Annotated in this window: 16 protein-coding genes; 10 read left to right on the forward strand and 6 right to left on the reverse strand. The window is 48.8% G+C overall.

Translation table 11 applies throughout. The annotated features are described in order from the left end of the window. Positions 1–293 precede the first annotated feature (293 nt). Positions 294–479, forward strand: a complete 186-nt coding sequence (locus H3S97_RS02465; RefSeq protein ID WP_198219507.1) for a hypothetical protein — start codon at positions 294–296, stop codon at positions 477–479. Positions 480–489: 10 nt separating this feature from the next. Here H3S97_RS02465 and H3S97_RS02470 read toward each other — a convergent pair whose 3' ends face one another. Beyond that, positions 490–759, reverse strand: a complete 270-nt coding sequence (locus H3S97_RS02470; protein WP_198219508.1) for a hypothetical protein — start codon at positions 757–759, stop codon at positions 490–492. A 903-nt stretch (positions 760–1662) separates the two neighbouring features. Between H3S97_RS02470 and H3S97_RS02475 the strand changes: the two genes are divergently transcribed. From H3S97_RS02475 to H3S97_RS02490, 4 genes are all read left to right on the forward strand, one after another. Continuing rightward, complete coding sequence (locus H3S97_RS02475; RefSeq protein ID WP_198219509.1) at positions 1663–1842, forward strand: hypothetical protein; 180 nt, start codon at positions 1663–1665, stop codon at positions 1840–1842. A 1580-nt stretch (positions 1843–3422) separates the two neighbouring features. Continuing rightward, on the forward strand, positions 3423–4589 hold the full coding sequence (locus H3S97_RS02480) for an SGNH/GDSL hydrolase family protein (RefSeq protein ID WP_198219510.1): 1167 nt from the start codon (positions 3423–3425) through the stop codon (positions 4587–4589). Between the two features lie 415 nt (positions 4590–5004). After that, positions 5005–5343: an endolysin-like domain-containing protein gene (locus H3S97_RS02485; protein ID WP_198219511.1), complete on the forward strand. Its 339-nt coding sequence runs from the start codon at positions 5005–5007 to the stop codon at positions 5341–5343. 283 nt (positions 5344–5626) lie between these two features. Further along, positions 5627–5854: a hypothetical protein gene (locus tag H3S97_RS02490; RefSeq protein ID WP_198219512.1), complete on the forward strand. Its 228-nt coding sequence runs from the start codon at positions 5627–5629 to the stop codon at positions 5852–5854. A gap of 1 nt (position 5855) precedes the next feature. Here the strand turns inward: H3S97_RS02490 and H3S97_RS02495 are convergent, their stop codons facing one another. Continuing rightward, the gene (locus H3S97_RS02495) at positions 5856–6509 is read right to left on the reverse strand and encodes a tyrosine-type recombinase/integrase (protein WP_332468255.1); all 654 of its coding nucleotides are present in this window, start codon (positions 6507–6509) and stop codon (positions 5856–5858) included. 956 nt (positions 6510–7465) lie between these two features. Beyond that, a complete protein-coding gene (locus tag H3S97_RS08350) occupies positions 7466–8188 on the reverse strand; it encodes a hypothetical protein (protein ID WP_232356215.1) in 723 nt (240 codons plus the stop codon). Positions 8189–8458: 270 nt separating this feature from the next. Between H3S97_RS08350 and H3S97_RS02505 the strand changes: the two genes are divergently transcribed. Both H3S97_RS02505 and H3S97_RS02510 read left to right on the forward strand, forming a co-directional pair. Next, the gene (locus tag H3S97_RS02505) at positions 8459–8653 is read left to right on the forward strand and encodes a hypothetical protein (RefSeq protein WP_198219515.1); all 195 of its coding nucleotides are present in this window, start codon (positions 8459–8461) and stop codon (positions 8651–8653) included. Positions 8654–9224: 571 nt separating this feature from the next. Beyond that, on the forward strand, positions 9225–10220 hold the full coding sequence (locus H3S97_RS02510) for a hypothetical protein (protein ID WP_198219516.1): 996 nt from the start codon (positions 9225–9227) through the stop codon (positions 10218–10220). 1986 nt (positions 10221–12206) lie between these two features. Here H3S97_RS02510 and H3S97_RS02515 read toward each other — a convergent pair. Beyond that, on the reverse strand, positions 12207–13733 hold the full coding sequence (locus tag H3S97_RS02515; RefSeq protein ID WP_198219517.1) for a DUF2130 domain-containing protein: 1527 nt from the start codon (positions 13731–13733) through the stop codon (positions 12207–12209). 125 nt (positions 13734–13858) lie between these two features. Further along, positions 13859–14257, reverse strand: a complete 399-nt coding sequence (locus H3S97_RS02520) for a hypothetical protein (protein ID WP_198219518.1) — start codon at positions 14255–14257, stop codon at positions 13859–13861. A 756-nt stretch (positions 14258–15013) separates the two neighbouring features. Here H3S97_RS02520 and H3S97_RS02525 point away from each other — a divergent pair. From H3S97_RS02525 to H3S97_RS08475, 3 genes are all read left to right on the forward strand, one after another. Beyond that, on the forward strand, positions 15014–15541 hold the full coding sequence (locus H3S97_RS02525) for a hypothetical protein (protein ID WP_198219519.1): 528 nt from the start codon (positions 15014–15016) through the stop codon (positions 15539–15541). Between the two features lie 330 nt (positions 15542–15871). Continuing rightward, positions 15872–16450, forward strand: a complete 579-nt coding sequence (locus H3S97_RS08470) for an aldo/keto reductase (RefSeq protein ID WP_269749233.1) — start codon at positions 15872–15874, stop codon at positions 16448–16450. Next, on the forward strand, positions 16402–16881 hold the full coding sequence (locus H3S97_RS08475) for an aldo/keto reductase (protein WP_269749234.1): 480 nt from the start codon (positions 16402–16404) through the stop codon (positions 16879–16881). The genes H3S97_RS08470 and H3S97_RS08475 overlap by 49 nt, the downstream gene beginning before the upstream one ends. Before the next feature lie 447 nt (positions 16882–17328). Here H3S97_RS08475 and H3S97_RS02535 read toward each other — a convergent pair whose 3' ends face one another. Continuing rightward, positions 17329–18333: a LacI family DNA-binding transcriptional regulator gene (locus tag H3S97_RS02535; RefSeq protein ID WP_198177233.1), complete on the reverse strand. Its 1005-nt coding sequence runs from the start codon at positions 18331–18333 to the stop codon at positions 17329–17331. Between the last annotated feature and the right edge of the window lie 116 nt (positions 18334–18449).

Here is an 18449-nt window from a genome sequence, read left to right on the forward strand (position 1 = left end):
TCTAACGGACATTCATAGTTTGCCAGTAAGCAAAAAGGCTCTATAGTTTTAGCGTAGCTAAAGAACATGAATGTAATTACACAGGTCTGATAGCAAGACCAGATAAGCTACTCCTCAGCCAAGGTATGTCGCGAACAGATCTAGCACACGAGATGGGATGCACACCTTCGCTTATCACACAGAAAATGAAGGGGACGAATTCGTTTCACCCTAGTCGATGTTCTAGAACTTTCTGATCTATTTCATGTCAGCGTCGACGCATTGCTCGGTCGTGAATCAATGGAGGCCAAATAATGGCAAAAGTGACAGTCGAGTGCTCACCTTTCGGGCACAAGTTATTCTCTTACGCCGCCGGCAAGGTCCGGGTATTTGTTGGTAACAACAAATCATCCAAGGAACTGAAAACAGCCAAGAAGGACATTGTTGCCCAACTTGACTGTGAAGTTCAGATTAGATCGGAAGTCGAAGATGAGGATTGATTACTCATCTTCACGATTTCTCGATTTTCCACCACAACAACTGGTTCAAATTTACGAAGACAATATCTTTATCTTCGTCCTTATAAACGACCGGGAGGCGGATGATGCCATTCGTATAGCTACTATTTCTTACGACAGGAGCGGTACCTGCTCGATAAACTCTTTTTTGTGTGGCACTCCTAATTGCGTCACCAAGTATGCGGTTTATTTCTTCCTCCGTGCAAGTGAGTTCATAACTAACATTTTCGATTTCAGTAGTGCCCCCTACAAATTTCAACATGTGCACCCTTCCTTCCTCCGTCGTCTACGACGGATATTTGTTTATGCATCTCATAGTGTACGGCGAAGGAAGGTCTCAATTTCAGGAGGCCGGGCATGAAGACTAGTTATAAACTCATTAGTTGCTCCTATATCAAAATAGAGAACAAGACAGGTACGAATTGCCGTCTCCTGACAATCATGGAGAAACTTCTGCGATCGCTGTGTACTCCCATCGTCATTGCTTTGAAGCCTGAGAGAGAAAGGCGATAAGCCAGGCCTACGAAGACGAATGTAACGATGTACCGGGATTACCCTGATGTGTTCTGTGGAGATTTTTATCGGCGATATTCGCCAGGTGATGGTCCTGACGATGGACCAGTTGAAAGCGTTCAATGCTCAGTCCAGCGACGCTATTGCAAAGAATAACAGGCTGGTCCATGGCGGCTGGCCGAGGCACTGGGTGCCTCAGTAGCCGAGTTCGGCTGTGAGCGATGCACAACCGAACGCCATTGATGGGCCGCGTGGCGGAGCCCTAGGCGCTTAGCCGGGATTGAGCATCCGGTACGCCAGGCGTGTGGCAGTCACGCTATTTTCGAGACGAAGTTCTACTCCAGACCGGTGGGTAACGCAGATTAAGGCGGAATCTGGCAGCTCTACCATGCATGTGGTCTGCTCATCGGGACCATTCCCGGCGTCTTCGGACGCTCTTGCAATCGACGGCCGACTCCATACCGAAAGCCATTGCCAAGCCCTACACAGTCAGACCCAGCCGAAACTATCGCTACTGAGCCTGACTAGGTCTTGACTTCTCTAACCTCACCGCCCAAGAGTCCTCACAAACACAACCTAGGGAAGGAGCCGAACCATTGGAATCTGAAAACTCACCTTCGAAGAAACGCTCAGGCAGCAGACCAGGAGCCTGTTGCCCTATCTGGACTCACTCAAGCAGCAGGGCGTCAAGTATCTCACCAGACAGGCCATCATCCGTCGATCTGGTATGTCCGACAACGAGCTCCAGAAGCTGATACAGGACAATCACATGTCCCGGCACACTTTGAAAGTCCGCGGCCAGAAAGCCTATGACGTCGAGACCACACTATGAATGCTGGCCCGCTGGTGCCGCTCCTACGAGTACCTAGTGGTGGGCTGATGGCAACGAAAGTAACTATCGGCGAAGCATTGAGCCCATATTCACAACCGGTTAATAAAGTCCACTCACTAATGGTACTGGCTGACAGAATTGACAAGGCAGCGAGCCGCTGCGATTCCACTGAATTAACGGCCGGGGAATGCTGTCGCCCTTTGGGGCTGAATACTGTTCATTGAATTCCGGGGATTGCAGGCTGAAGATCTTATGATCTACAGACGTGGCGAAAATTGGTGCCTAGACGGTCGGCAGTTCCGCCGGTGGATCAATGACCGAGTTGCCGAGATTCAAGTCAAAACAATCAATCAGCCGTCATCGACTTTTAGCCAGCAGCTGATGCTCTAGGAAGGCAATCATGAACCCTAGAGCTAAGCCCAGCACCAAGCAGGCGGCGATCTATCTCGGTGTATCGGTATCGACTATGAAGCGAACACGGGCTAGCCGAACCGAGCCTGCATGCATCCGACTTGAACCGTCCCGTATGATCCGTTATGAGTTATGGACGCTGGACCAGAGGGTTGCCGACCGGCGCAAGAGGGTCAACTGATGGGCCGCCGGTAGACTATCACCCTACTCATAGAGGCTGAGGTGATAAGGATTTACGGCAACGAATGCTGAATCGACCTGCCGGACTTCGCCACCCACTGCGAGGATGACGGCCACATCCGGCCCTGCCACCTTGAGGCAAGGACACCGTAGCCAACATCCGCGGGATTGATGGCATTACCGCCAACCAACTGCTCACCGTGCCGGACTCCCGACAAGATGCGCCACTTCTGCATCTGCTGTCATGCTCCCTGTGCTGGATGACCGAGGACCGAACACCGACCTGCACGCCGGCTGGAAGCTACGACGGATCGGGTGAGTGACCCTGCCATCCGGTTCGCACAAATGACAGTTGGCGACTACATGGCCGCCGGCTAGGCCTTCGTATTCTGCTTACAGAACGGGATAGCACTCCACGCCACCGATGAAGAGCTGGACGAGTCCGCCACCATCTGGACGCCTCAAACTTGCTGACCCTGCCTGCGCCCTTGTGAACCATCTGGATCTAGCTGAACCCGGTATCCTTGCTAAGTCGTTTCAGAACGGCTATCACTGGTGCCATGAGCGGAACGGGTCTATGGCAACGCGTGAAGATTGTAGGCAGGGTGATGACTCCGGGCGAGGAAGCCCAGACGACATGCCCGATGGGCTGCCGACTCCGTTCGGCAACATTATCAACACTTGGGACGCCCCGAAGTCTTTCAAGCAGAGCGGCAGAGGCTGCGCCCAGCCCTTCGGCAAGATCAGGTTTGGCACCCAGACCACTGGCATCAAGACTTGCGAGGTTACGCATCTTTCTCCCGCCAGGCCGTTGAAGAGTCCACTAGCCCATGCTCGATACCGCTCTAAAACACTGAACAAAGCATATACGATCGCCACTCGCAGAACCTGGAACCCATCAACTTGCATAGGAGAGCCCTACCCATCGCCTGAAGTGAGTTCTCACAAATCACCTACTTCCAACAATAACAACGATAAAAGGAGACACCATGTTGAAGACCCCGCAACACCACATCACGTACCCTGCCAGAACGAACATCGCAAAAAATACGAGTAACCAGTTCCGGACAATGGCAGAGAGCATCGATGATAATATCGATAATCTTCATTCCCAGGTAACTGATATTGACACGACAACTGCTACGGATACTAAGAAATGGCAAGATGAGACAGCATCCTTCACAGCCACATCTGGCAATCTACAAGATATTGGCCTAGCGACATTGATCAGAGATGTGGGATCAGAAACGAGAGGAGCCCTTTACGGTAGGAGCTGTCTTTTCATTGGTGATTCATATACCGAAGGTTTACGAGCTTCAAGCAGCTCGCGAAGATGGAGTACGCTTCTTGCAAAAGCCATGGGCTGGAACGAATATAATTTCGCATCCGGAGGGAGCGGGTTTAGCCTTCCAGGATTGGAAGGACGCACCTTTTTAGACCAAGCTAAATACGCTAGAGAGCAGAAGCTCGAACCAGATGTAATAATCGTAGCTGGCGGCCGTAATGACGGAAAGGCCGATGTTATAGGAAGAGCACAAGAACTTTTCGATTATTTGCATAACTCTTGGCCTTCGGCCAAGGTTGTCACAATCCCAATTATGTGGGATTGCACAGCAGTCACAACAGATGCTCTTGCACGCGCAGATGAGATACGATCAGCTGCATATAACACTGGTGTCTATGTTGTTTGGGATGCATGGACATGGCTTTACGGGCATCCAGAATGGGCTTATGACCTTGGCGGCGGAGTACTTGATATGCATCCGAATGATAATGGGTATTTAACAATATCCAGATACGCCCAACAAGCATTGCTAGGGGGACAAACTACTATCACGTTGGCGAAACAACTGCTGCCAGCCAGGAATTTTAGCCAGCCCACCACAGCTTCAGTCCTGATCAATCACGGAATGGTGCATATCGAAGGGCAATTTAACTCTCCAAGTCCAGTCTATACTGGCTGGGACTTCACTACCATTCCGGCCCCAGCGAGACCAGCATCCGATCGATATGTTCTCGGATACACTGCCTACGGCGCGACACCCCTGCTCATCAAAGTGTCAGCTTCAGACGGGGTTTGCCTAATTAACAATATATATGGGTCAGCCGGCAAAGGCGTAGGGATGCCGGATATCTGCTGGCCTGTAGCGCAATGAGTGGGACAGTGGGCGGCAATCCTTGGATCGGCCGGTGTGGCGTTGGGAGGAATCATAAAGCGGTGGCGTCAGCAGTCCGCGACAAGCTGAAAGCCTATCGTTTAGCACAACGAACGCAGAATCCTAACGCCTTGTTTTGACGATGGAACTGAAATCTTGTAAAGCATAGCTATCGACGAGCTCCTCCACCTCCCCCAGGGCCTCCTGATGGACTGCTCAATCATGACTGAAAAATCAGAATATGCGATATTAACAAATTAACCGACCGGATACGCTCTTGGTGTGAATCCGTGAGTCTCGGATATAGCCGGATAGACCGATGGAATATACGCCCCGGAGGCAACTGCGATTGTTCCAGTCTCGTAGTCCATTGCCTGCAAAAAGCGGGTTTTGACACGGGAACGCCGCTGCCACCATGAATTTAAATTTTGAACTTACGGTAAGAGGCTGGTTGCGTCTGCACCCTGATGGCAATCCAAAACCAGGTGACTTATTGCTCAACGACAAGCGACATGTGGCGATATATCTAGGCCACGGTTTGTTGGCTCAAGCACCTATCTCTGAGAATGGCGGAATTAAAGGTCTTTCAGGCGATCAGACTGGCAGCGAAACAAACGTGAAGCCCTATTATAACTATCCCTGGAATGCATATCTCCGATACGGAGGAGAAACAATGAAGTATGACAGCTTCGACTCGGCTTGGACTCGCAACAGAGCCCAAAAGGGCGCAGAAAAGGCAATCGATAAAAAATGACGAACGAGTGGCACACAAACTGGATACGGGGTTGCGTCCAGAAAGGGGCGCAAAAGGGACTTATACTGCAAACCGTTCTTGACGGTCGTAACGTATTGGACGGTGTCATCCAGGCCCGCAATGAAATCGCCGAGTTTAAGACCCTCATTACAGCGCAAGGAGCGACTATGGATACCCTGACCAGAGCAGTCGGGGCGAATCCAGCCGACATCGCTGCCACAGTCCAGCAGGCGGTCAAGAACAAGCTCGACCAACTGCATATCACTGTCGAGGAGGTCAAGCCATGAGCGACCCGAAGCATTCTGCAGGACCCGCCGAGGAATATAAGCCGCTGTTCAGCGAACGGACCAGGACCGCCATCTATATCGTGGCCATGGCCCTGGTCATCATCGGCAGCGGGGTACACAGCTTCGCCAACCCTGCCCTGGGCGACTGGCTGACCACGGTGGGCGGCTATCTCGCCGCCGGTTTCGGAGTCGTCTATAACCCCATTCGCATGGCCGGCAAATAGGTCAGCTGACCAGCCTGGCACTCGCCAGAGCGGCCCTGAGACGTGAATCGGGCATGGCTACGTACCTCTGCGTTGTCTCGACCGACTCGTGCCCCAGCAGCCTGCTGACCAGATACAGGTCGTGGGTCTCCTGGTAAATCATTGTGGCGTACCGGTGGCGGAGGCTGTAGGCGGTCCATTCGCCGCCCAGCAGGCGGGCGATGTGCTTGCCTACATAGCTGGCTTCTACGTGCCCTGACCAGCGGCCGGGCAGCAGCCAGCCATGCCGGTCGATGATCTTCTGGGCCAGGTCGTCAGGCAGGGGGACCAGGCGTTGCTTGCCGCCCTTGCCATGGACTATGAGGGTCCGGCCCAGCAGGTCGTCCATGACGTCGTCGCTGCGCACCTGGGCTATCTCGGCCCGTCGCAACCCGCATTCGGCGGCCAGCCTGATCATGAGCATCTCGGTTTCGTTGGCTTTGCTCAGCGCGACCAGGATGACCCGGTCGGGGCATGGTCTCGGATGGGCGTGGGGCCGCCGGATACTGGGCAGATCCTTGGATATGTCCTGCTCGGCCCGGCCTGGCCTATAAAGCCATCCGAAGAAGGATGAGGCGGCGTTCCTGTACCCTTTACGGGTCTCCGGCTTCCAGTTTCCCGCCGCGAACCAGTGCACCAGCTCTTCTGCGGTGACATTTTGCGGCGACCCTCTCAAGTCGTTACTGAGCTTCGTGAGCTGCCGGCGCCTGGTGTCGACACTCAGGGCAGAGAGACTGCCGGCCTGGAGGGTTTCAATCCATTTATCTATGCATTCGCGCCATTGGGGCGCAGGGGCTTTCTTCCTTGACATGAAGCCATGTCATCACGCCGTTAGAATGAACTCGTAGGGTTCGCCGCCGGGGCGGTGAACCTGTGACCTCTGGGTCAGTAACCCAGAGGTCACAGGTTCAAATCCTGACCCCGCTACCAGTAAGTTATTTAGCCCAAAACTAATTCTTGTATTACTCTAGTTTTAAGAGTTTATTTCAATATTTGAAATGGATTATATAGCGTCATCTTCTGAGTTTCCGTATGTAGCTCCCCCTTATATCCAGCTCCCATTAAATGAAACAAATAATGACCAATAATTGTGGACAGTTCAGCCTGATTCGTTCCCTCCCATCCCCGCTCTACCCGCTATACAAACCTCAGTACTCGCAATAGCACTCATAGCTGGCGTTTATATTTTGTTTTTTGTGTCGCAGTTTCATTGTTTAGCCGCAATGTAAACTGTAAATCAATCGCCAAAATCTCCCCTTAGGAGGAAATTACATCCTTTTCGGTGAGATATGGAGTATAGCTTTACTGCATAACTTCATATCCATTCGATAACTTTGAAAGTACAAAGATGTCTTCTCAGTCTCTTCGTCGAATCAGATTTAGCTTGCAGTCTTAGAGAATTACTCTCTCATTTTAAAGAAACTTTGCGGCCGTGTAGTTTAGACTTAGTAAGATAGATTCAACTTCGCATATATCAACAAAATCAGAAATTAAGGTTGAAATTTACCCTTCCTTCTGAATATATGGAGATTGAAAAGGAGTTTATTGCAACAAAGAAAACTAGTTAAAGTTTTCTTGACTTAGTGAAAGCGTTCAAGGAACGGGAGTGCGTGGTTCGTTATTGTTTTCAGAAAGCATGCCTGTGCCCACCACTACATACTTATAGTGGTTTGCACCAAGCCAGTTTGTAGCATTATCAAACGCTGACATTTTGTCTTTAGTGATGTCATGAATATATCTACGCCGATCACCAGTTACTGCCTCATCAAAAAGTTGACCTCCGGCGTATTCTTCTTTTTTCTTCTGTCTTCTGGTTGGCTTTGAATACAGCTGGAGCAAATATGTTGTGGGTATGAGCTCGCTAAGTTTGAATCGTTCGAATCTGATTGTCTTCGAGTCGCTGTGAGTAACGTATTCGAGCACTACTGTGGCGTCTTCTCCTATGTTCTTACATGGTATATTCATCGATTGCCCCGGCATGAGAATATTACTGATCGTCTCTTTCCTGAGAGACATCATTTTGAACGACACCTCGCAGCTCTTCATCCATATCATTTGGATGCACACGCCAGTCGCTCCGATATTTTGGATACGAAGATACGATCCCTGTTTAAGCAACTCGGTCCCTCGTTTGGCAGTCCAAGTCCCAATATTTGCGATGTCGGGGAAAGCATCAACGATACGTGACTTGTCTTTAGCCCATTTCCATGCGGTTATAGCAAATGTTACGCACGTTGTAACAGACGCAATGAGACTGACTATCGATATACCGAAACTAGCCCATTCAACCCAAGTCGTAATTTCTCTCCCTCTCATCTATTCTTACTACCGCATTTCGAGTTTAGAGCGGCTGGTGGCCTTTATGCAATGAAGTGGAACTTGAGGTAGCTCTATCGAGTCAATATTGCATCGTTTATGTATCCGGCGGCTGTGATTCTAGCTGTGATAGATGTGCAAGAAGCTAGAGGTGCTACTTCTAGCAGAACAAGACGAATAGGGCGTGGGGAGGGGGGGGGGCATGCCGTTAGGCGCTGTGAGCTAAGTTCAAGCTGTTTAGTAGCTTATGCTGTCTCCGAAACTATTCGGATGGGCTGGAAGTCGGAAACGAACAACAATGGAATTGTCAGCCGTGGCAACAATCCGCTCGGCTACGTCTCAAACATGCTGCAAAACAAGCTTTCTGCAGATATTCTACTGAACGAGGCAACATCGGGTGTCCTGAATGACACCATCAAGGGCGCGAATGTAATTCGCAAGCTCGGCCGCACGCATCCGCGTTAGACGGAACAATTCGTATCGATACGCATGTCCTTTAATCTGATTTAAAAGTACACTGTCTGTAGAATCGTAAAGCACCGTGCCATAGTTTGTTTACCAGATTAAAAGCGAGCTGTTTTGAGACTTCCACTAAAAGCCTGAGGGCTTAGCGAACCGAAGAAGCACATTACAACAAGGACGGTGGAACACCTTCACTCAACTGGAGCATTCCATCGCAACCATCAACTTGAGTTCGCCTACTTCTTTAAGGCCATGCTGCCTTAGATCCGTCATATAGCGCCCAAGGAACATCAAAGCCGGTAAGGAAGGTAATATGCGTTTTCGTTCCCAGCACCGAAGCCCCGCCAACCAAAGGTGAGTTTCTCATCAGACATTGGTCTGAACAACAGCTCTATTAGGTGTATAAAAGATTATACAGTCAATATGATTTCTCAGACGTTATATGTATGCTCAATATGAAATTGGTTTTTACTTGTACAAACTCTTCGACCTTTCTGTAAACAAGCTGTTTTAGGTATATACAAGCATTTCAACATACACAAACATTATTATAACTAAGAGTATTATAAGCAGAGTGTTTAGCATCGATTGTTTAGAAGCTATTCCATTCAGCTTATTGAAGGATAGGGTTGATAACATGTCTTCTAATAAACATAATGCAACCACCGAACGTAAGGCGCGCTTAGGAGCAATTGCACAATGGGCAAAAGTAGGGGTACTAAAACCACGCGAGCTGTTTTCAATTGAAGAAATATTCATGAAAAGAGTTGAGGCGAAGACCAACACCTTTTTCAAACCCATACAAATCGGCGAGCTCAATTCGGTTGAGTTCAATCGACAACTGAGTTATCTGATCGATGCCTTTGATTCTCTTCCGGGACGAGTCGATATCGCTTTCGATTCAACGTGGAAAGCATTCGAACTCGAAACTAGAGAATTTGCTCCGCGACAAAACATTACCGATCGCCTTAGAACTATTGTCGAAGCTGTAGATAAAGATGTTATTGATTTGATTTGCTCGAACTTTCCTGTTCAATCATGCGAATACCTTTACAAACGACTTATCTCTGACGTCGTGGATAAAAACGTAAATTATGGTCTTAAAAATAGAATAAACTACTCAAAAAATAATCAACAAATTTGCCAACTTTTAGAGCATTTAGAATTACAATATAAGAAAGGTTCTAGTGTAACACGCAGAAATGGTGCTCTACTAATTCGCCGAGCATTAGAAGGTGAGCAGCTCAAGTTAGCGAACAGCTCGGGTGTTACTTTTGTTACCTTGGGCAGCAATTCGAAGGCACAAATCCTTATTTCGCTCTTCCTGTATACTGCCAGGAACGAAAGAGTCCACGGTTCTACTTTTTCACCCTTTATCAGTAGTGCGGCAAGCCTCCGCACATACACGCATCCTTACTTTGCATTCCTTGCGACCTATTATCTGCTAATATCTCTTTGGAAAATAAAACATCCTCAAGTGCTGATATTAAACCAAGGCTCAGTGATTACGTCCTTAAAGGAAAATATAGAAATAGCAAGAAAGATACTCGGAAGCAACTGGAATAACTAACCAGCTTGACAATGAGCGAAACTCATTTAGAAAAGGTAACAGTCTAATAAAGCTACTCTTTTGATTTGTTTATCATAAACCTCCAACAACTGAACAAGTTGCAGATACTATACATCGAGCGCTTTAGTATTTTAATATTACTTTAGTGTTGAGGTATTTCATCAGGCAGCAGCTCATAATCTGATATAAACAAACAGTTTCTAACTTATCGGATGTTCTGTCCGTTGGATTATTTTGCTAGAAGCAATCATATGATCTATGCCGATAACAAGATGCTTGTGTTGCATTTAGCGCTGAATCTTCAACATGGTTATTCTTTTTCTTTCGAAGTACCCCTTGGGTTGGGGGGGGGGCAATTCAAAGTTATATTTTAGTCCCTCAAAGTCAAGTCTAGATTAAATGCTCCTGGGGTCATTAACTCCATACACGAGCTATTTAATTTAAGCAAAACTGAGTTTCCAAAAGTGGCGACGGTGCCTATTCTGTTACAGTTCCACTCGATTTCTCATCTGTACGCAAATTGGTGAACTTTCATTCTATTTAAACCTCTTCCCATACCGAGGAACTTCCTTTGTCTTCGACTAAAGCTACCAAAGAGCTTCTTCTCTACAAACAGCAGAATCGGACATTTAACTATTCCCCGAGCATTTGAGTCTCGAGTAGCGACTACGCACCACGCTCCAGGAATACAACATCCTAAATCAACATTCTAACTATCATGAGAACTGCTCTTCTAATTCTAGATTGTATCTTAAGAACATAAAATATCTTATGCTTACCATGATACTTATCAACATGACGCGATGCTTAAGGACCTGAGTAATCTCAGACCAAATACCGAGCCCACTCTTACACCCCTATAACTTTGCAGAACCATACTGCAGTAATTTTACTATTTTGCTCATCGCTCCTAATTCTTGGACGAACAAAATCGGACGTGCTTTGATAATCTTCCAATTTAATGATTTCACCGATCTAGTTCGAATCACTCGATATCTTCTCACGAGTCGCAAGGGTTGTGTCCGGCCAATCCTCACACCTTACTTACAACACAACCTCATAGACTCTTTGTGTTTGGGAATTAAAGGTATGTTATGGATGCAATCATTTTCAATTTTACTTTTTTAGTAATCGCTAGAGCTGAACCGAAAAATTCGACTTCCGCCCAGATAATTTGCAATCTAATTAATCTTCATGACTAGACCATCACATTTTAGTGGATATAAGGACAATGAGAGTTAACGTCTCAAATTATGCTGAAAGATATTCGCCTGCTTTGGAAGCGTACACAATTAGCTAATTTTGGTATTGTCAAACTTCTGCTTGTATATGATTAGCTGCGCCTTTAATTAGGCTTTACTCTCCCTGACCTCGAGACGACTACAGCTGATGCAGTAACCCGTGTGTCATTAGTATCAGTTTTACTCAAGGAAACTACATATGTTTGAATTTACATTCGATAATTTACTCTGAATTACATTACTTAGTCATCCTTCACCTATGAATTCTATTTACACTTAATAGAGCTAGAAAAAATGACCAGTAGCAATAAGCCGATTCTGTATTAAAATCAGATAAATTTGTAATTGTATAACGTTCATAATTCACTGCTAATCTATATCTATATGTGAGACCACATTCTTGCAATTCTACCAACACAGCTTTAAATTCGAAATCTAATGCAATCAGAGAACGACTAACGCAGGCTTTTGATCTTTCTCATGCCAGTCTTTGTATACACCGTATACACTCTGACGAACACAACTTATGAATCGCGTGGACCTGGACTAACCGTTTCAAGCTTTAGTTCTGAGATTATTGACCGTATTCATCCCTTATTGTTTTACCTTTTCCAAAGATTTACTGTTTTCTCAAATTAGATTCTTATAGACTGCGTGGCGTAACGGTGATAACTACGACAACTCGAACGTAAACTAAAGACAGACTCTACATCCAGTTCCTTACATGGCTGCACCGTTCAAGTTCTCAGCTTCCTATGGATTTGGACTTATTTAGTTCGTCGAATTTGGCTTTCATCGTCTCATTGTTTCTGGTCAGTCTTCGTATGGTTACGTCCTGCGCCTTGTTGTTGGCCAGACGCAGCTGGTTCTCGGAACCCAGTAGGGCGTCCTTGATCTTATTCAGATGGTTGATGGATTTGTCAATCTCCTCTACCGCACTCTTGAACTTTTTCGAGGCGATTTCGTAATTGCGGCCGAAGGCACTCTTGAAGGAGTCCAGCTCTTCCTCAAAATGCGTTATATCGATGTTCTGTGCCTTCATTTCTTCAAGTTCGTTCTTGTATTGCAAAGAGTTCTTGGCGGCATCACGAAGCAGGGTGATTATCGGTATGAAGAACTGCGGACGGACGACATACATTTTCGGGTAGCGATAGGAGACATCCACGATACCCGTGTTGTACAGGTCACTGTCAGGCTCCAGCAGGGAGACCATGATGGCATACTCGCAGTCCTTCTCCCGTCTGTCCTTGTCGAGCTCCTTGAAAAAGTCCTCGTTCTTATGCTTGGTGGAGGTGGTGTCCGTCTCATTCTTCATCTCGAACATGATGGACACGATCTCCGTGCCGGAATCATCCTTGTCACGGAAGATGAAGTCGCCCTTGCTGCCCGTACGCGCATCGTTGTCTTTCTCGAAGTAGGCATTGGGGAAGGCCGTGGACCGCAGTTTATTGAATTCGATCTGGCAATGCTGCTCAAGCGTCTCCCCCACCATCTTGGTGGACAGCTTCGCCTTCAGATCACGCAGCCGCTCAATCTGCTCGTCACGATCCTGGATCTGGACCTCGTAACGCTCCTTGAGGGACTTGGCCTCGACCTTGCTCTGCAGCTCAGCCTTGTCCAGGTTGCTCTTCAACTCTGCTATCTCGGAATCCTTGCCCGCGGCGACCGCCTGCAGCTGCGATTTCAGCTGCTCCTTGGAGAGCTTCTCCTCCGACTCCTTTTCAAGCCGCAACCTCTCAAGCCTACCCTTGAAATCATCCCTCTCCTTCTCCACCGGAATCAAAGCCTGGGCAAGCTCCTGCTTCTTCTGCAACTCAAAAGCATCAAGCTGATTCTGCAATTTGACGATCTCGGCCTCTTTGTCCGCAGTCGCCTTTTGCAGCTCGCTTTTGGAATTGGCCTCTGCCAAATCGAGCGCTTGTTGCTTCTCCGACTCGGCCTTATCCAGTTTGGCACTCAGATCGTCTTTCTCCTTCTCGACCTTCCGCAAGGCTTCTGAAACAGCCAATTCCTTTGCAGCCTGCTCGGATTCCAGCTTTGCCTGCAGCTCCTGTATCTGGGCATCCTTGGCGCTTTTGGTCTTCTGCAAGGTTTGCTCGGCCTGCGCCTTATCCAGTTCGCGGATCTTGCTATTCTCACGTTCAGTCTGCTCAAGCCGTTCATGAAGCTGCCTGTCAAAATCCTTATCACGAACCTGCTTCAGGATATCGGCATATCCGGCCTCGTCAATGGTGAATGCGGTTCCGCATTTGGGACAAATAATCTCGGGCATATGCAACCTTTTCTGTACGAACCTGTGTAAAAAATTACCCTTGCTCTAAGCAGTCTCCGCTGAAAGCCGAGTACCTACGATACTTAGACACTTATTAAAACTATATTTGATTTACGTTAATGCCATTACAAGGATTCAATAATCATGGACCAGGTGATGATCCTGCGGATTGCGCCGCAAGCTCGGCGATGGTCTCCCGCCTGCCTCGCAGCCTCAAAAGCTGCTGCTACGATGGACTCTTCAAGGCCAGCCGCCTCAGCAATCCACAGCAGCGAGGCAGCGTTCTCCAATTTGTTATAACAATTTTTTGCACTTTTATTCGGCCTCTGCCGGGAATAGGCACCCAATCCATGGGTTGCGTTATCTTCAAACCACTGCACCATATGCTGTTTTTCTGTTCTTGCATGCGTATCCGGCGAATTGTGCACCTCGCTAAGGTACCTATCGGAATACGGATAATGTGAGCGCTTGAAACGCAACAAATGCGAAAAAGCAGCACAGCTCATATCGTTTCCACTTGCCACGTGAGCCTTCTTCATTAAAGGTTAACTTCAACTTTTACGTTAATTATATTAGCAGTGAATAATAGCATGTGCCGTTGGCAATTAGTCTGATGGCATTGCTCAGGCCACATCTATGAGACTGGGAGATGGGTTTGTGCTTACTACCCTATTTCTGGCCGGGTGCGTTTGGGTCACCGGCATTTTCACCAGTGTCACCATAAAACACAATGCAAAGGAAAATACTCTGAGCCCACTTGCCGTGGCTCTTGTAAGTGTCTGGTCGATACAGTACCTTCAGCTCGCACATTGCATTGCGCCTACAAACTTACCCTGCAAAGAGCAATATATGCGTTCGCGAGTCTGGCATGCTGGACCATTTACATAGGTAGAGCTATAGGAGTTTCTTAGCTCTAGCCTTTTTTGATGTTGACTGATCGCGTGACTGTAGAGCTGATCTTTAATTTCGAAGCGGTTTTCATATTAACCCACTTCTCGATAGATGCACATCCTTACTTAAAACGCTATCAAGATCGCCTGAGCGTGGAGAATAGGTCTCGAACCCATGGTTCATGGATAATTAACCATAGACGAAAACAACAGTAGTTCATTTCAGCTTAATAATATAAGTATTCAGACACAGTTATTATGCGTTTCCGAGCGATATAGATACGATATAATTGAATTTGCAGAGTTGCACCATCACAACGATTCATAGTGATGTTACAAAAGCACTCGAATGAATTCAGCAAATCATAATGGTAAAAAAGGGGCAAAGCAATGCAACTATTCTCCGTCGATGCACACGTAGAAATAAATGTGCCACCCATCAATCAGCCTTATACAAAGCCGTCTCTTGCTATCGATTTCATGACTGAAAACAAAGAGGCCGAAAAGCTAATTACGAACGAATCACCACTTTATGATTCTGGTATGTGTGATGTAGCTTGGCGAATACATGGTCCGGCTAAAAACGAGACATGCTTTGCACTGTTTCCGGGAAAGGACAATACAATTCGTTCCTCTATTCCTAATAATCCCGATACTCCCAAAACCAGCTATTTCATCAGTCAATCTCTTCCCCAATTGAATACAACTTTAGAAAGCAGAGTGCACTTATTCTCTTATTACGTCTGTCCTAAAAATCATCATATCTATTGGTTATACCGTGGAATTTATACCCTGGCGAAGGAATTCAAATCTACTTTGCCCGTTGACCAGAGTACTTCCTCGCTTGATGGAACTAAGCTACCCATAAGCGGGAACATTCCCGTATATCTGTCTTTATGGTCAAGCGCGATTGAATGATGCAGCAATAACTGAAGCACTATAAAAGTTAAACGATGTACTTCCATTACTCTTCTTAACGTGCATTTTGAAAAGCTCGCCTTGACTTTAATGGAAGTACATCAGCATGCTTGCACGGTCGATATCGATAACGCACAAACATTGTCAACATCGTAATTTTCAAATTAAACTGGCTCGGAGCGCACCAAAGTAGGCTTCAGCGTTCATCAGGCATAGATCATCTTCCGCTCAGTGAACTAAACACTGCATCTATCTCATAAATAGACTTCCACCGACTTGAACTTGCTAGCATGATTGCATCTGCACCGGGAAAAGGCCGAGGGAGCTCAAATGCAGTACACACAACTGGGCGAAACGGGCATCGACATATCGAGAATCTGCGTGGGGTGCATGAGTTTCGGCAAACCAGGCACCATGCACGACTGGACACTGGATGAGGGAGGGACTGACGCGGTCGTTGCGCATGCGCTGGATCTGGGCATCACCTTCTTCGATACGGCCAATGGCTACTCTGCTGGGACCAGTGAGGAATATCTTGGAAAGACGCTTAGAAAGCATACAAGCCGCGACCGGGTGGTCATCACCTCCAAGGTCTATTTCAATGAGGGGCGACTTTCATCCAAGGCCATCCATCGGGAGATTGATGGGACGCTCAAACGGCTGGGCACCGACTACCTGGACCTCTACATCATCCACATGTTCGACTATGAAACGCCCATCGAGGAGACCACGGAAGCGCTGAACGATCTGGTCCAGGCTGGCAAGGTACGAGCGCTGGGCGCCTCGGCCATGCACGCCAGCCAGTTTCAGAGGATATGCAGACAGTCGCCCAAGACAACGGCTGGGCCCCTTACAGCGCCATGGAAAACCATTACAACCTGCTCTACCGGGAGGACGAAAAGGACCTGATACCCTTCTGCAGAAAGACGAACGTCTCACTCATGCCCTACAGCCCTCTGGCCGCCGGCCACCTGACACGGCCCACTTGGACCGCTGACACACTGCGCAGCGCCACCGACAAGGTCTCTCGCGGCAAGTATGACCGGGCCGAAGACAACGACCTGGCCATCATTGACCGCGTACAAAAAGTGGCGGAGCAGCACGATGTTCCTATGGCCCAGGTAGCCATAGCCTGGCAGTGGGCCAAAGGCGTTGCTTCACCGATCATCGGAGCCACCAAAGCCCGGCACCTTGACGATGCGGCGGCCGCACTGGATTTGAAACTCACACCCGAGGAAATCACCTCCATGGAGGAGCCCTACCTGCCACATGAGACCGTGGGAGCCATCGACAGCAATCCTCCCCAGGGCGTGGTGTTGCTGGATGCAGAGGAGAATTGACTCTGCCAACATCCCTCCGCGTCAGGACTTTCTACGGCAAACGCTTCGAAATCGGCTTCCCCAGCTGTGCGCAGGTCTTACGCACTGCGGAACCAACAGCAGTGGCGCCAAACATGGTGCGGACATCTCACTAAGGGTCCGATCCCGCAGGAAACGCGATGAGCCGGAATCTCCGTCCAATGCGCTTTTGTAAGGTGCAAGGCCATGGCATGTCCTTTCTTCATCAAGTGGAATACGAGACGCCGAAAGGATCAAGATCGCTGACGATGGAAACCAGACCAGACCAGACGGCCTTTGGCTGGATTCTGAGCGGCAGCTCCGACACTGGTCATGGCAAGGAGAAAGTTTGTTAAATGCAAAAGTTTCTGACAGTTAAAGAGCGAGATACTCGCTCGTATCAGTAAGGTCGCAATTGTATGACCCCCTGAAATCTGCCGACGGACTGCTTTACAACGGCATTCTGGTAGAGGCTCGCTGAACCAGCGTGCCCTTGACATATTCGATGCCCTGGTGACCTCGGCAGTCCATCATCTCAGCCAGACAGCTGGCCGCTCTGGTGCCGATGGCCTTCAGGTTCAGGTCAACGCTGGTCAGCGGGGGACGCGAGTTGCCGACAATGACCTGCCGATTGTCAACCCCAACTACCGAAACCCTATCCGGCACGGAGACTTGGCGATCATGCAGGATATCCAGACATCCCCGGGCTATCTCGTCGTCGCCGCAAGCCACCCCATCGAAGTCGATGCCCTCATCCAGCAAGCCAACCATGGTGCGACGTCCGGTCTCTTCGTTCCAGCCCCCATACCGAACCGTACGCACGGGCGCCAACCCATGGCTATCCAGTTCGGCCATCTCGCCCTTGAGTCTCCTGACCGAGGACTGAAAGGCCGGATCGCCGGCAATCAGCACGATTTTTTTCGATCCTCCCTCGACCAGATGCCGGACCATCAACCGCCCGATATCCTCGTTGTCGGTGACGACCGAGCAGTCATGGGGATCCAGGGACGCCTGGTTGGCATAGACAACCGGCACCGGGCAACCGGTCAGCGCTGGCCGCGGATCGGTACGCCATCCGACCATCAGCAGACCTTTGACACCATAGGCCAGCAGATTGTCTATGTGATGCTGTTCAAGAGCCGGGTCCCTGCCGGCATTGCAGAGAAAAACAGGAATGGACTCGACCCCGAAGTAGCTTTCCGCGCCGATCAGGATGGGCATGGAGAATTGGCCGTCCAGGTCCGAAGTGACCAGGCCCACCGACTTGGGCAGGCTGGGAGGTTGGGACTGCTTCTGACGCTCATTGAGCGAGAAGGAGAGCTCCGCCGCAGCCTTGAACACCTTGGCCCTTGTCGGACCGCTGACCTGTGCGCTGTTGCGCAGCGCCTTGGAGGCCGTGGACACCGCAACCCCCGCCTTGGCGGCAACGTCGGCCAGCGTCACTTTCTTGCTCATCGGATCGCCTCCCGGCTCTGCTGGACTGTGAACGTCTCCAACCATGGTAACGGAATAAAGCGGCCATCAGGCCCTCCCGGTCGCATTAGTTTTTCCTCATTGAAAATTTTCCTAAT

It is taken from the genome of Bifidobacterium choladohabitans, assembly GCF_016102005.1.
Classification (GTDB): Bacteria; Actinomycetota; Actinomycetes; order Actinomycetales; family Bifidobacteriaceae; genus Bombiscardovia; species Bombiscardovia choladohabitans.

Coding starts and splice junctions, on each gene's coding strand:
- H3S97_RS08470 (WP_269749233.1), top strand. CDS start 15,872: ATGCAGTACACACAACTGGGCGAAACGGGCATCGACATATCGAGAATC.
- H3S97_RS02465 (WP_198219507.1), top strand. CDS start 294: ATGGCAAAAGTGACAGTCGAGTGCTCACCTTTCGGGCACAAGTTATTC.
- H3S97_RS02480 (WP_198219510.1), top strand. CDS start 3,423: ATGTTGAAGACCCCGCAACACCACATCACGTACCCTGCCAGAACGAAC.
- H3S97_RS02470 (WP_198219508.1), bottom strand. CDS start 759: ATGTTGAAATTTGTAGGGGGCACTACTGAAATCGAAAATGTTAGTTAT.
- H3S97_RS08475 (WP_269749234.1), top strand. CDS start 16,402: ATGGAAAACCATTACAACCTGCTCTACCGGGAGGACGAAAAGGACCTG.
- H3S97_RS02490 (WP_198219512.1), top strand. CDS start 5,627: ATGAGCGACCCGAAGCATTCTGCAGGACCCGCCGAGGAATATAAGCCG.
- H3S97_RS02525 (WP_198219519.1), top strand. CDS start 15,014: ATGCAACTATTCTCCGTCGATGCACACGTAGAAATAAATGTGCCACCC.
- H3S97_RS02515 (WP_198219517.1), bottom strand. CDS start 13,733: ATGCCCGAGATTATTTGTCCCAAATGCGGAACCGCATTCACCATTGAC.
- H3S97_RS02505 (WP_198219515.1), top strand. CDS start 8,459: ATGGGCTGGAAGTCGGAAACGAACAACAATGGAATTGTCAGCCGTGGC.
- H3S97_RS08350 (WP_232356215.1), bottom strand. CDS start 8,188: ATGAGAGGGAGAGAAATTACGACTTGGGTTGAATGGGCTAGTTTCGGT.
- H3S97_RS02535 (WP_198177233.1), bottom strand. CDS start 18,333: ATGAGCAAGAAAGTGACGCTGGCCGACGTTGCCGCCAAGGCGGGGGTT.
- H3S97_RS02485 (WP_198219511.1), top strand. CDS start 5,005: ATGAATTTAAATTTTGAACTTACGGTAAGAGGCTGGTTGCGTCTGCAC.